Source organism: Bacillus sp. EB106-08-02-XG196 (genome assembly GCF_013396335.1).
Taxonomy (GTDB): domain Bacteria; phylum Bacillota; class Bacilli; order Bacillales; family Cytobacillaceae; genus Neobacillus.
This window is the reverse complement of record NZ_JABWSY010000005.1, coordinates 273556-286358: the sequence shown is the minus strand read 5'-3', so window position 1 is coordinate 286358 and position 12803 is coordinate 273556. Positions and strand designations below refer to the sequence as shown.

General features: G+C 40.9%; 15 protein-coding genes. 4 read left to right on the top strand and 11 right to left on the bottom strand.

Features of this window, described 5'->3' with window-relative positions; all coding sequences use genetic code 11:
* Positions 1 to 22: 22 nt before the first annotated feature.
* The gene (locus MLOOGBEN_RS10275; RefSeq protein ID WP_179158155.1) at positions 23 to 178 is read right to left on the bottom strand and encodes a YwzD family small protein; all 156 of its coding nucleotides are present in this window, start codon (positions 176 to 178) and stop codon (positions 23 to 25) included.
* 189 nt (positions 179 to 367) lie between these two features.
* Here MLOOGBEN_RS10275 and MLOOGBEN_RS10270 point away from each other — a divergent pair, with 189 nt between their 5' ends.
* The 3 genes from MLOOGBEN_RS10270 to MLOOGBEN_RS10260 all read left to right on the top strand — a co-directional run bounded on the left by MLOOGBEN_RS10270 (position 368) and on the right by MLOOGBEN_RS10260 (position 2682).
* A complete protein-coding gene (locus MLOOGBEN_RS10270) occupies positions 368 to 1435 on the top strand; it encodes a C40 family peptidase (protein WP_179158154.1) in 1068 nt (355 codons plus the stop codon).
* Between the two features lie 119 nt (positions 1436 to 1554).
* Positions 1555 to 2019, top strand: a complete 465-nt coding sequence (locus MLOOGBEN_RS10265; protein WP_179158153.1) for a hypothetical protein — start codon at positions 1555 to 1557, stop codon at positions 2017 to 2019.
* Positions 2020 to 2190: 171 nt separating this feature from the next.
* Positions 2191 to 2682: a hypothetical protein gene (locus tag MLOOGBEN_RS10260; RefSeq protein WP_179158152.1), complete on the top strand. Its 492-nt coding sequence runs from the start codon at positions 2191 to 2193 to the stop codon at positions 2680 to 2682.
* A gap of 50 nt (positions 2683 to 2732) precedes the next feature.
* On the opposite strand, the gene MLOOGBEN_RS10255 is transcribed toward MLOOGBEN_RS10260, so the two are convergent.
* From MLOOGBEN_RS10255 to MLOOGBEN_RS10245, 3 genes are all read right to left on the bottom strand, one after another.
* Positions 2733 to 2918: a cytoplasmic protein gene (locus MLOOGBEN_RS10255; RefSeq protein WP_483296387.1), complete on the bottom strand. Its 186-nt coding sequence runs from the start codon at positions 2916 to 2918 to the stop codon at positions 2733 to 2735.
* A gap of 185 nt (positions 2919 to 3103) precedes the next feature.
* Positions 3104 to 3724, bottom strand: a complete 621-nt coding sequence (locus MLOOGBEN_RS10250) for a CBO0543 family protein (RefSeq protein WP_179158150.1) — start codon at positions 3722 to 3724, stop codon at positions 3104 to 3106.
* Positions 3725 to 3837: 113 nt separating this feature from the next.
* Positions 3838 to 4479, bottom strand: a complete 642-nt coding sequence (locus MLOOGBEN_RS10245) for a hypothetical protein (protein ID WP_179158194.1) — start codon at positions 4477 to 4479, stop codon at positions 3838 to 3840.
* A 460-nt stretch (positions 4480 to 4939) separates the two neighbouring features.
* Between MLOOGBEN_RS10245 and MLOOGBEN_RS10240 the strand changes: the two genes are divergently transcribed.
* Positions 4940 to 5275, top strand: coding sequence for a DUF3889 domain-containing protein (locus tag MLOOGBEN_RS10240; protein ID WP_179158149.1), 336 nt, complete (start codon positions 4940 to 4942; stop codon positions 5273 to 5275).
* A 60-nt stretch (positions 5276 to 5335) separates the two neighbouring features.
* Here the strand turns inward: MLOOGBEN_RS10240 and MLOOGBEN_RS10235 are convergent, their stop codons facing one another.
* The 7 genes from MLOOGBEN_RS10235 to MLOOGBEN_RS10205 all read right to left on the bottom strand — a co-directional run bounded on the left by MLOOGBEN_RS10235 (position 5336) and on the right by MLOOGBEN_RS10205 (position 12581).
* Positions 5336 to 6958, bottom strand: coding sequence for an ABC1 kinase family protein (locus MLOOGBEN_RS10235; RefSeq protein WP_179158148.1), 1623 nt, complete (start codon positions 6956 to 6958; stop codon positions 5336 to 5338).
* A gap of 356 nt (positions 6959 to 7314) precedes the next feature.
* The gene (locus MLOOGBEN_RS10230; protein ID WP_256989030.1) at positions 7315 to 7893 is read right to left on the bottom strand and encodes a CBO0543 family protein; all 579 of its coding nucleotides are present in this window, start codon (positions 7891 to 7893) and stop codon (positions 7315 to 7317) included.
* Positions 7894 to 8192: 299 nt separating this feature from the next.
* Positions 8193 to 8849 (bottom strand): potassium channel family protein, encoded by a 657-nt coding sequence (locus tag MLOOGBEN_RS10225; protein ID WP_179158147.1) that lies wholly within the window; start codon positions 8847 to 8849, stop codon positions 8193 to 8195.
* Positions 8850 to 8897: 48 nt separating this feature from the next.
* Positions 8898 to 10247: a TrkH family potassium uptake protein gene (locus MLOOGBEN_RS10220; protein ID WP_179158146.1), complete on the bottom strand. Its 1350-nt coding sequence runs from the start codon at positions 10245 to 10247 to the stop codon at positions 8898 to 8900.
* 317 nt (positions 10248 to 10564) lie between these two features.
* The gene (locus MLOOGBEN_RS10215; protein WP_179158145.1) at positions 10565 to 11311 is read right to left on the bottom strand and encodes an ABC transporter permease; all 747 of its coding nucleotides are present in this window, start codon (positions 11309 to 11311) and stop codon (positions 10565 to 10567) included.
* Positions 11312 to 12073, bottom strand: coding sequence for an ABC transporter ATP-binding protein (locus MLOOGBEN_RS10210; RefSeq protein ID WP_179158144.1), 762 nt, complete (start codon positions 12071 to 12073; stop codon positions 11312 to 11314). It abuts the gene before it with no gap.
* A gap of 166 nt (positions 12074 to 12239) precedes the next feature.
* Positions 12240 to 12581 carry a DUF1048 domain-containing protein gene (locus tag MLOOGBEN_RS10205; protein WP_179158143.1) on the bottom strand — a complete coding sequence of 114 codons (342 nt, stop codon included), beginning with the start codon at positions 12579 to 12581 and terminating at the stop codon, positions 12240 to 12242.
* Between the last annotated feature and the right edge of the window lie 222 nt (positions 12582 to 12803).

Here is a 12803-nt window from a genome sequence, read left to right as displayed (position 1 = left end):
AGTTTGCCTTTCTTCTATTATATTAGTAAACCTTTAGTTTCAAAAGGTCGAGCTTCAAATCTTCGATGAGTTTCGTAACGGTTACACCTTGGTCAGTCAATCCACGATCATATGCCTTTTTAACAATGTCAGAAAAGTCATTTGTCAAACTCTCTTCTTTGTTAGTAGTATTCCCCATTCGGCAAATTTCTCCTTTCTTTTACTTTATTCGCTTATTCTACTAAACTTCATAATTTTTGTAAATATCTGTCTGCTGATGGATTGTAAATACTATGTCAACTTTTGCTAATTTGTGCATAAATATCCATACTATTATGATAGAATAGGAGATAGTAAACGAAAAATTTGTCTGGGGTGATACACGGGAATGAAGAAGAAAGTCGCAACCGCCGTGGTTACTGTCGCGATTCTTTCTGGCGCCTATGCTGGAATGGCTTCTGCCAGTACCTATACGGTTCAAAAAGGGGATACCCTCTCGAAGATTGCATCGAAGTATAAAACAAGTGTCAAAGATTTGAAGGCAATAAACAGCTTGAAGTCGGATATGATTTATATCAATCAAACACTGAAGGTGACAGCAGCGGCGAATACACCTGCTCCTGCCCCGACCAATACGGTAACAACTGCTGCAGATTACACCGTAGTTAGCGGGGATACTCTCAGCAAGATTGCCAAGCAATTTGGTACCACAGTAAAAGAATTAAAAGCGCTCAATCAGTTGAAATCAGATTTGATATTAATTGGTCAGGTTCTGAAGGTTTCGTCCCAAACAGCCGTGGTTTCTCCTACGCCAGTGATTGTTCCACAGGTTCCACAGGAACCGCAGGCGCCACTGGAACCGCAGGCGCCACTGGAACCAGCTGCACCACAGACACCTAGTGCTCCAGACGCTGCTGAGCAGAAATATATCGTTAAAGGCGGAGACACTCTTAGCAAAATTGCTGGGCAGTATGGAATTACTTATCAGCTCATTAAGAAACACAATGGTTTGACATCAGATATGATTTATATTGGTCAATTCCTTATGATTCCAACCACTTCAACACCCGTTAGTCCACCTAAAAGTGATGATTTTGCACAGTCATTCGTTACAACCGCAAAAAGCTTAATGGGTACTCCCTATGCTTGGGGCGGATCCTCGTTGAGCGGCTTTGATTGCAGCGGTTTTATCTATTATGCGGCCAATCAAGCAGGTAAGAGTATGGGACGGTACTCAGCAGAAGGCTACTACAGCCGTACCTTCTATGTCGACCAGCCACAGCCAGGCGACCTTATCTTTTTCGAAAATACATACAAAAAAGGAATCTCTCACGTCGGTATTTATCTTGGCGATAACCAATTTATCCATGCGGATGAGAAAAAGGGAGTCTCGATCGCTAACCTAAGCAACCCTTACTACACCGCCCATTTTGACGGGTTTAAACGATTCTATTAATATTTTGAGCCAGGCGGCTGACGCCTGGCTTTTTTATGTATAAAGTCCTATGGCAGGTATAGTTGTATCACTTAGAAGGATACTAGGAAAAATGACTTCTTAAGGGTTAGGAGAACTTCATGACTATTTCTTTTTTGCTCATTTCTTATACCATCATCGCATTTATTTTCTTTTTTATGCCGAAAAGATTAACAAAGCAAGAAGGATACATTACTTATATCATCGTATCGTTAGTAACACTTATATCTGATGTGGTTATTGGTAACCTTTTGGATCAATATGATTTAATGAAGAAGCCAGGTCCACAATGGTCAGATGTATTCGTAGAAATAACTTTACCTGCTGCCTTTGGGATTTTGTATATGAATTTCATACCGAAAGGGAAAAGAAAATTTATCTTATACTTCATTTTTTGGGTACTGCTTTCAGTAGGATACGAACAAATTTCAAGATATTTCGGTTATGTAAACTATAAAGGCTGGAAAGTTTGGTATTCATTCGTCTTTTACATTTTTGCTTGTCTTTTCATGCGTTGGCACTATTGGTTTATTAAAAAAGCCATTATTGGAAGAACAAGGGGGTAACGGGGTGGCCACGGGGACGATTCTAGTGGTCCGAAAAGTAGATACCCCTTTCATAAAAATGCCACTGGAACCGTCCCCCCGGACCTTTTTTGGTGAAACAAGGGATTAGCGAAGGATATTTTTCCAATAAATTGGTAAAAATATAACCAATGTATTCCCTTGAGGTGGAAAATGGTCATACTTTTCGGTTCAGTTATTATCTTTAATTTTCTAGCATTCAAACTAGTTAAACGATTTTCTGGAAACATGATTCTCCACATTTGGATATTCACCTGTTTTTTTCAAGTATTCTTCGATATCTTTATCGATTTAAAGTATCACGGTTACTGGTTTGTCACACCAGGTATCGATTGGAGCGCGTTTCCCGGCTATACCCTCTTAATTCCACCCGTTAATTTATTATTTTTGAATTGGTTTCCATTTAAGGCTTCATTGGTAAAACGTATTGCTTATATTGCAGTATGGGAAGTCGTATTACTTGGCTATGAGTATATTACGTTGATACCTGAGCCGTGGGGCTTCTTCCATTACGGGTGGTGGAGCATGTGGCATTCTGCCCTGGTTAATCCTTTATTGCTGCTGATTTTATTGGGATATTACAAATTGGTATGCATGCTAGAGGCCAAGGTAAAACACAAACCCATTAACGGTCAAATCATATAGGAGTATTAAAGCGCTCAAAAATTGATGAGCGCTTTTTTGTATCCATGACTCTAAAACCACCTCTTATGCATGTCCTTTAAGAACTTGTCTGTAATCGGAAAACCAGAGCTCTCCCCCATCACCGAATCAATCCCGCAATATGGGCATAGCGCGGTATCATCATCATCCACCCACTCGGTAATTTCAGTTGGAGTAAAAATCTTAGTGCAATGAAAACACCCACATACTAGATCCATTTCTAGATCCTTCCGGTGATGACTACTAAAACGATGTGCTTCTCGAAATTGATTTTCCAATTTTGAATTCCCCTTTTTTAAACGATGCAGGTTAGGAACTAGTTTATGCAGGTAGAATCGTTAATTAGGCAGGTAAACGAATCTTTTATGCAGATAGAGGGTCGGTTATGGCAGGTAAGCAAAAATCATCTAAACCTGCTCTTCCTGCGCTTCTTTTTAGGCTCCACTTCGGTTGGTTTCTCTTCTGCCCTTTTTTTCATGAACATGAAGAAATCCGTAATCACCTTCGATAAGACAAGAATAACGATATAGGTCAAGAACAGGTGAAAGTAATTGACCCATACGTTGAACTTGAACAAATGATGCATGACAAAGATTGGTTTTAGAATAAAGGAGAGAAACAAACTTAATAACAGTGTATAGATATAATAATTTTTATTATGTTTTGTCGTCCATTGGTACACCAATATGAATAATACCGGAACCAGTGAGGCGTCCATTCCGACACTGTGTGCGATATAGGGGATCATTTTATAGGGATACGTCCAAAGCGCTTGAGTCGCACCAAAATCATCAAAATAGGCAAACCAAACATGTACATTAAATCCATAAAAACCAAGCTGGAGGGCCCTTTTCCAATCCATTGCAAAAAGAAGAATGATAAGTGGGGCCACAAACATAATCACATGAAACCAAAATTGCCACGTATCAAAGGCAGAAAACTCCTGCCAATAATGCAGCCACTGTCTTGCTCCCTCTTGTTGTTCTTTTATCAACTTTTCTAAAGCATCCCTTTGAGCACTCATGGAATCCCTGCCTTGATAGTAGTTTCCTCTTAAAATGCCCAAGTTTTTGAAAAAAGATTTCTGAATAAAAAATTTTGCGGAACAAAGGCTACCTTTGTTCCGCTTTTTTGCAGCTATAGTTGTTGAATCATCGACGTGACTAGTGTATTCAATGGATTGATGATGGTTTGGGAAGTCTCCTGCTCTACCTGCTGTGCTGCTGCCACCATCGATAATTGAGCCACGGACAGGCTACGGTTGCTATCCAGCTGCTTAACGTAATGGTACACCGCGTTTTGATACTCCTCATTCTTCCCGCTCATAATTAAGTCAAAGGTATTTTCTATAACCATAACCTCGATATCCAACGTTTTCTGATGGTGTTTTGCGTATTGTTGGAGCCTATTCATCGTTCCTGATACAGTATCTGGGTTCGTAAACAGGATGGTCTGAGGCTGTTCAGTCTTGCAAAGGGCTTCAAAGTACGGTTCATCAATCTTGATGATGGGTATGTCTACCTCGTGTTGGCGGTTCAGTAAAGCAATATAATTCGTACAGGTGATAAGAATGGCATCCACTCCAGATTCAGCAATCCATTCTATTTGATCCTTCACTTTCTTTTCCGCCTCCGACACTTGGGCGTTCTTCAGCCGATATAGTAACCCCGGGTCAACATAATGACTTAACTCGAGGTCATAAGCTGAAAACGCGCTTTCGATATAGTCAATATTTGAATAATGCGCATGCAGGCAGCCAATTTTCTTCTTCAAGCCTATCCCTCCATTTCTATTTTTTACTTGTTTCTCCTTTGAACAAGAACCTGGATTAAGGACTAATCTTTTTGCAGTTCGTGCGATTTGTCCTCAAGACCCGAGATTAAGGACTAATCCTTCTGGCAACTCGTACGATTTGTCCTTAAGACCCCTTATTAAAGACTAATCCTTCTGGCAACTCGTACGATTTGTCCTCAAGACCCCTTATTAAGGACTAATCCTTCTGGCAACTCGTGCGATTTGTCCTCAAGACCCCTTATTAAGGACTAATCCTTCTGACAACTCGTGGAATTTGTCCTCAAGAACCTGGATTCCTATTTTTGAAAAGTGATCTTATGAACTATTAATGAAGCTAAAACTCAATTTCAAATTTCATAAATAGGCCCCATGACCCATTATGGAGTCCAGTACATAATTTACTCCTTTAAAAGCCATGATAACAAAACACCAAAGGGGGATTTACATGAAAAAGCTGATCATATGTCTATCGATACTTTTTTGCTCTACCCTTGCCACTCCATTTCACTTCGAACACCCAGCACATGCGCAACAGAAACCGATACCTCCGTATGCCAAGTGGAGTGTGTTGGCGATGAATAAAACGAAGGAAAAGTATCCTAATGCCAAAGTTGTCGACTTTCTCTATGTCGGAATAACTCGTGGACAGGAAACCTCAACGGAGCGATTCAAATTTTGGCTAAAAGGTACTCAAAAAGAATTCGGTGTTTATGTAAATATTGAATTTAACAATGAAACCCAACAAGTCACGAACGTCACTTATCAGGAAACAACGAGATAATGGACATGGTGACGGTTCTTGTGGTCCGAAAAGTGAATGTTCCTTCCATAAAAAAGACCACTAGAACCGTCCCCCCGGTCCCATGTACTTCATCCATTTTTTCTGTTTAAGGCTGCAAATATAATATCCGGCCAAAGCGACAGCGGTTCCTCCGGCTGACAGGTTCAAAATGAGCGAGTGGGTAGTATAGGTACCCGCTGCCATTCCGATGATTCCAAGGATGAGTAACTGAAAGAAATGTTTTTTATTAGTTTCATAAATCATAAATTGAAAGTGTCTTCTTTGTTCGAGTTCCTTTAAATCTTCCAGCCTTTGGGGGGCATTTAGGAATTCCGTGACCGAATGAAAGATTTTAAAAACAGGCTGTGACTGAATCCATTGCCAGATCAAGGACCATTTATTATTCCCTTGTTTGTTCAACCACTCGAGAAAAATCGGTTTAGCTAAGTCCATTAGCTCCGCTTCCGGAGCAAGATTGCGGATGATTCCTTCGACCGTAACGAAGGATCTGCCTAAAAAGACAAATCTTGTCGGAACCTGAATTGGAAGCGCTTGGATGATTTCGTTCATCTCCCTTTTAAAGGCAAGCACATCCATTTGCTTTAATTGATCCGGTTCGAAGGAGACCAACTCTGCCAATAGCTTCTCAATGGTTCTAGAATCCGCCTCCGGAAGCAAGAACCCTAGTTGAGATAAGCAATCCACCGCTTTGGAATAATTTTTCGAAAGAAAGCTTTCTATTAAACTTTGAAATTGAGCAGCATCCTTTTTGCTAATCTCGCCAATCATTCCAAAATCGAGTAAAATGATTTTCCCATCCTTTGAAACGAGAACATTCCCGGGATGTGGGTCTGCATGAAACTTTCCAGGCTCCAGCCATTGAGGAAGAAAAACCTGAATCAGCCGTTGAGCCAGCTCCTGTCGACTGGCTGTAACCTGTTCCAACCCCTCAATATCGGTGAGTCGAATCCCCTCTACCCACTCCATCACCAGGACATTGGCTGTACTGAGCTCCGAATAAACAGAAGGAATTTTGACGATATCCATATCCTTAAACCGTTCTCTAAAAAACAAGATGGTATCGCGTTCCATTGTATAGTCCAGTTCTCGTTCAATGACTTGTTTGAGTTCCTGATAGAGGACTTTGAAATTAATAAAACCTTTTGGAATCGGCACGAGATGGTCAGCAAACCAAATGATAATCGCCAACACCCGGAAATCTGTTTCGACAATGCTGTCGATATAAGGCCGTTTTACTTTAATCGCGACCTCTGTCCCATCCTTCAGGATACCTTTATAAACTTCTCCAATGGAGGCGGAGGCAATCGCTGTTTTTTCGATAGAAAGAAAGTTTTCATGAAGCGACTTTCCCCATTGGTTTTCGAGAATTTTCTCAATCTCACTCCAGTCAGACGGCGGAACTTTATCTGTCAGATCCTCGATTTTGCTGATAAATGCTTTCGGCAGCAAATCCGCACGCGTGCTGAGGAACTGTCCGACTTTAATCAATAAGCCTTCTAAATCAAACAGGGTATTCCGATACCGTTCACCTATTTTCCCCCAAAGTTTTTCCCACTCCGCTTTCGGTTTTCGGCGAAGTTTATACCAATAAATTTGCAGGAAAATCACAAAAGCCATTGAAAGCACCTTAGACATGCGGGCCATCTTATTTCTCGTTTTCACCCTAATCCCCTCCTTTCTTCAGCCACGGGGACGGTTCCCTCTTAACTTTTGAGAAATAGAAGTCACAACCTTTCTACTAATCTTTAATTCTATATTCATTTACTATTATCCTTTAGCCACGGTTACGGTTCAAAAAGTGGATACCACTTCCATAAAAAGACCACTAGAACCGTCCCCCCTGTCCATAAATAATCTTGTAACAACTTTCAATTGACTTGAATATACTATAGTAGATGGGAGGAAGCACCTCACATCACCTGGACTGACTGTATATGGTCAGTATTTTTTTGGAATAAGGCAGGAAGTCTATCTATTTTGGCGAATAAATGCTAGTTAAGATAAAAGAGTCGTGCCGACTAATGTTTTTTGTTTTCACTGTCATGATTGATTCCTACAAAGGAATTCCTTCGGCTAAACCAGTGAGAAAGTAAATACATTAAAGTTAAAATAAAAAATGAATAGGTTAAAGACCAATCCATTTTCTTATACAAATCAAGAACAGACATCAGCGGCAACCCTACATACGCACTAACTCCACCGAAAAAAATGGCTTTTAAGTATGGATTCAAACGAGGCTTATATTGTAACAATAGCATTACAAACACAGGCAAAACGGAAAGTCTGAATGAAAAACTTACAGTAGCAACAGGTATAACTTTTACTGGATAAGCCCATTTTCCAAGACTAACACCAATCGCATCCATAATTTCCGATATCACCATCACCAGTAGTCCAGCGGAAAATAAACGAGCGGAAATTTTTCGGTCACGTAAGATCATCCAAATAATCCAAGGGACAATCATCATAGCCAACGCTACCCACCATTGCCACGTAAATAAGAAAGCATTCATAATGGATTCAATCGTCAGCTGAGTTGCTTCCGTAAGCTTTTGAGTCGCTTTATCTATTTGATTTAACCCTTCTTCGTAAGTCATTGATTCCACCTTCTTCAACTTTGGATTCATTGCCTACTAGTCTTCACCATAGCTTATCGAACTATTCGCATCTGTTACTTTACGTACAGTCCTCCTGGTCCTATATTTGATTCTATTTTACATATTGGAGGAATAGGTTTAATCCTTTCAGTCAGTGGAGGTTCGACATCTAACGCAGACAATATTCCTTTGAGTGTTGATACATCTAAACCCGGCACCACCCGTATTGTTTGGGATGATTTTTCAAATGGTTTTAAGGATGAATAAAAAAGCAGCCCCGTGGACCGCTTTTAAATGAATTATTTAATATTAGTAAAATCATTGAGGTCTTCTCGATGTCCGATGACTACTAACTTATCACCATTTTGAATAATTTGGTCAGGAGAAGGGGAGATGATTAAATCTTCATTACTCAAGATTGCTATGGCATTTACATTATAATTCGCTCGCAAATCAAGCTCCCGTAGACTTTTTGTTGTCATGCTTGGTGGAACGATTATTTCCTCAATATTGTATTCTCTCGACAGTTCTATATAGTTTAAGACGTTGGGGGAGAGAAGCTGATGGGCAACTCGTTCACCCATATCTCTTTCAGGATGTATTACCCAGTCTGCCCCAACCTTTGTTAATACTTGTCCATGACGTTTATTAAGGGCCTTCGCAATTACTTTTTGAACCCCCATTTCTTTTAATACCATAACGGTTAAGATACTAGCTTGCATGTCATTGCCAATGGCTACAATCACATAATCAAAATTCCGAATCCCAACTGATTTAAGTGATTCCTCTTCCGTGGAATCAAGTACAACAGCGTGAGTTAGCATTAATTTACCATCATCTATTCGCTCTTCATCGATATCCATTCCCATGACTTCTTGTCCTGCTTCATATAATTTGGAAGCAATACTTAATCCGAATCTTCCCAGCCCAATAACCGCATAACTTTGCTTTACCATATTATTTATTCACCCCAAATGAATTGATTTGATTTCAATTAAAAACCTCTAGCCAATTAAAATTTTTTCTTCTGCATATCTAACCTTTGCTTCTTTTTTAGTATTCAAAAGTGCAAATGCCATGGTTAAAGGTCCAAGCCTTCCAATAAACATCATGATGGTTATTAAGATTCTTCCAAAAGGAGACAAGTCAGGAGTGAAATTTGCAGACATCCCTACAGTCGCAAAGGCGGAAATCGTTTCAAATAAAATTTTGCTCATATCCGCATTCTCAGTAAAAGTTAATAAAAAGAAAATAAGAAAGATAAAAAATAGTGCAGCCACCACTATCGATAATGATTTATTCACCAGTTCCCACGAAATTCTTCGTTTAAAGATATTTACATCATTCCGATTCGTTACTACTGCCCAAAAGGCAAAAATAATAATAGCAAAAGTCGTTACTTTAATACCACCACCAGTGGAGCCCGAAGAAGCACCAATAAACATCAGTGCCATCATGAAAACAAGGGAAGAAAGATTCATGGCTCCTATATCAATCGTATTAAAACCAGCAGTCCGTGTTACTACACCTTGAAAGTAGGAGGCCCATAACTTATCTCCAAATGAAAAATTTCCAATAGTAGCTGGATTTTTATATTCTGAGATCATAATAATTAAAGGTCCTACAATGATAAGGATTAGTGACATAAGCAGTGCAACTTTAGAATGAAGAGATAATTTGCGAATGGACCTTTTATGAAATACATCAAGTATGACAGTAAAACCAATACCCCCAGTGATGAAAAGAAGCGTAACCATTATATTAACCGTAGGATCGTTTACCCATTTACTTAGACTGTCAGGCTCCAGACCAAAGCCAGCATTATTAAAGGCTGAAATGGAGTGGAATATTCCATAGTAAATCGCTTTCGAAAGCGGCATTTCAAATGACCAGCGCATCGCTAAAGTAGTAGCACCAATTAGCTCCACTATAAAAGTAATGAGGATGATCCGTTTTACTAGGTTTACTACTCCTTCCAGTGAAAATACATTTAATGAATCCTGTAGGAGTAATCGTTCTTTTAGACCAATTTTCTTTCCTAGGATAATAAACATAAATATTCCTGTGGTCATAAATCCCCAACCGCCAATCTGAATTAAACAGAGAAGTACGATTTCTCCAAATAGTGTAAAGGTTGTTCCGGTATCAACCACTGCCAAACCCGTAACACATACGGCAGAAGTTGCTTCAAATAACGCATCAATGAAGCTTAGTCCTCGTCCTTTTTCATATGTAGCTATTGGTAACATAAATAGAAAAGTCCCCATTAGAATTAGACTGCCGAAACCAATAACAAGTATTTGGGCAGGATGCAAACTAACTAAATTCCCCTTTCTTTTATACAATTCCACCATTTACCCCATCCTTACCTATCAATAATTTAATATAATATTATTTTTCAAAAAGATGCCCACCCGTTTGCTCTATTTTATGGTTCACCCGATTGTCATCGTTTATGAATTCATTTATAAAACTTTTCATGATGGTTGACCTTCAATCGAAAAAAACTATGAATCACATTCAACTGAGATGTAACCCATAGTTCATTATGTTAATGATATTGATTACCAAAGCGGTTTGGGGTGGCCATGGCTGCCATGTGGACGGTTCTTGCGGTCCAAAAAGTGGATATCCCTTCCATAAAAAACCACTAGAACCATTCCTCCGGTCCCTATAACTGGCGTTTAAATGCTTTACTAGCGAAGAAGTAAGCGATGACCATGATGCCGACGCACCAGGCAAGCGCGATCCAGATATCGCTGCCAACAGAGCCTTCATACAAGAGGGCACGAATCGCATTCACGATTGAAGTCACGGGCTGGTTCTCGGCGAACGCACGGACCATTTTAGGCATGGTTTCTGTGGGAACAAAGGCCGAACTGATAAACGGCAGGAAAATCAGCGGGTACGAGTAAGCTGTCGCCCCTTCCATAGACCCCGCTGTCAATCCGGGAATAACCGCCAGCCATGTCAGCGCCAGCGTAAACATCGCGAGGATCCCAGCTACGGCAAGCCAATCCAGGATATCGGCGCTTGACCGAAAGCCCATCAAGAGCGCAACGAGGATAACCACCACGATCGTAAGCGCATTCGAAACAAGCGAGGTCAACACGTGCGCCCACAATACCGACGAGCGCTTGATGGGCATAGTAATGAAACGTGCCATCAGCCCACTCTTTACATCCGTAAACAACCGCACGGAAGTATAAGCAACGCCAGATGCGATAGCCATCAGCAGGATTCCCGGTAATAAATAGTTGACGTAGTTGTCTGTACCTGTCTCTATTGCACCGCCAAATACATAGACAAATAGCAGCATCATCATAATCGGCGTAATCGCCACCGTGATAATCGTATCCGGACTGCGCATGATGTTGCGCATTAAACGCCCCAGTAATACCCCTGTTTTGCTTTTCATTTACATCTCCTCCTTTTTGCCGATGATGGCGAGGAAAATTTCCTCCAATGTCGGCTGCTTCTCGATGTATTCCACTTTCGCTGGCGGGAACATCTCTTTGAGTTCGGAAAGGGTACCGGTCGTGATGACTTTTCCGCCATGCAGGATGGCGATACGATCCGCCAGTTGTTCCGCTTCCTCCAGGTACTGGGTCGTCAGCAGGATGGTCGTGCCGCCGTCGGCAAGCTCCTTGATCGTATCCCAGACTTCAATCCTCGCTTCGGGGTCAAGCCCTGTCGTCGGTTCGTCGAGAAAAATGACTGCTGGCGTTCCGATCAGGCTCATGGCGATGTCAAGCCGGCGCTTCATCCCGCCGGAATATTTGTCAGCCCGGCGGTTTGCCGCGTCACGCAGGCTGAATCTTGCAAGCAGATTGTCGGCAACTTGAGCTGGATTAGAAACTCCCCTCAACTTGGCGATCATCATCAGGTTTTCCCTACCTGTGAGCATGCCGTCTAAAGCGGAGAACTGCCCTGTCAGGCTGATGCTCTGGCGAACATAATCCGGTTGACGCTGGACGTCAAAGCCACAAATACCTACTTCGCCTCCATCGGCCTTCATCAGTGTCGAGAGGATGTTGACCGTCGTCGTCTTGCCCGCTCCATTTGAACCAAGCAATGCGAAAATTTCTCCACGCCGCACCTCAAAATCCACCCCCTTTAAGACCTCCTTGTCTTTAAAGGATTTCTTTAACCCTTTTACATAAATCGCTACATCTCTCATACTTTTATCCCCCTTTAAAGTGCCTTGCGGAGCAAAATTACCTAAACTCCACTATTAAGTCTGACTGATAATAAGTACCACTTACTACCTAGTTAAAAAAATAACTGAATAGTGAAGGTGGCAATTCGCATTTTTATCAGCTATTCAGCGGTATGGTCGATTAAATTTATTTTTTTCCCAATCGCTTTATGATACTCTCATTCAAATCTTCACGATACTTGGCGACATAGGTTCTAGCGTTTGCCACTAGCTCGTCGGCAAAGGTCGCCACGTCTTCCCCGGTGATTTCCAGCACTTGTCTGCCTTCCGCCGCACCGGCTTCGAACAAATCGATTAATTCATACTGAATGTGCAGCATATCCATCCCGTTGCCCGCTGAGAAACTCCACATGTAGTTTTGAATTTTCTTAAATACAAACTGGTAGTCCTCTGGCAGGGCTTCAACCCGTGCCATCATCATTTTGTACTCTTTTTTATCACCAATCATTTTTTTGAACATTTCCAACATGTTATTTTTCCTCCCTTTTTTTAAGGCTGTGTTAAAGCTGCATTGTGATTTTACTGTGTTTGGAAAATAAGCGGAGAATTTCCGTTTAAATTGGGAAATAGCCATTTTTACCTTCATAATAAGCGGAGTTTTTCCGCTTATAGTATCGAAATCATTGGATTTTGTCTTATTTGAAGCAGTTAACCGGAATATTTCCGCTTATATCTGCTTCTTAAGGTTCCT

Coding starts and splice junctions, on each gene's coding strand:
- MLOOGBEN_RS10275 (WP_179158155.1), bottom strand. CDS start 178: ATGGGGAATACTACTAACAAAGAAGAGAGTTTGACAAATGACTTTTCT.
- MLOOGBEN_RS10270 (WP_179158154.1), top strand. CDS start 368: ATGAAGAAGAAAGTCGCAACCGCCGTGGTTACTGTCGCGATTCTTTCT.
- MLOOGBEN_RS10265 (WP_179158153.1), top strand. CDS start 1,555: ATGACTATTTCTTTTTTGCTCATTTCTTATACCATCATCGCATTTATT.
- MLOOGBEN_RS10260 (WP_179158152.1), top strand. CDS start 2,191: ATGGTCATACTTTTCGGTTCAGTTATTATCTTTAATTTTCTAGCATTC.
- MLOOGBEN_RS10255 (WP_483296387.1), bottom strand. CDS start 2,918: ATGGATCTAGTATGTGGGTGTTTTCATTGCACTAAGATTTTTACTCCA.
- MLOOGBEN_RS10250 (WP_179158150.1), bottom strand. CDS start 3,724: ATGAGTGCTCAAAGGGATGCTTTAGAAAAGTTGATAAAAGAACAACAA.
- MLOOGBEN_RS10240 (WP_179158149.1), top strand. CDS start 4,940: ATGAAAAAGCTGATCATATGTCTATCGATACTTTTTTGCTCTACCCTT.
- MLOOGBEN_RS10230 (WP_256989030.1), bottom strand. CDS start 7,893: ATGACTTACGAAGAAGGGTTAAATCAAATAGATAAAGCGACTCAAAAG.
- MLOOGBEN_RS10225 (WP_179158147.1), bottom strand. CDS start 8,849: ATGGTAAAGCAAAGTTATGCGGTTATTGGGCTGGGAAGATTCGGATTA.
- MLOOGBEN_RS10220 (WP_179158146.1), bottom strand. CDS start 10,247: ATGGTGGAATTGTATAAAAGAAAGGGGAATTTAGTTAGTTTGCATCCT.
- MLOOGBEN_RS10215 (WP_179158145.1), bottom strand. CDS start 11,311: ATGAAAAGCAAAACAGGGGTATTACTGGGGCGTTTAATGCGCAACATC.
- MLOOGBEN_RS10210 (WP_179158144.1), bottom strand. CDS start 12,073: ATGAGAGATGTAGCGATTTATGTAAAAGGGTTAAAGAAATCCTTTAAA.
- MLOOGBEN_RS10205 (WP_179158143.1), bottom strand. CDS start 12,581: ATGTTGGAAATGTTCAAAAAAATGATTGGTGATAAAAAAGAGTACAAA.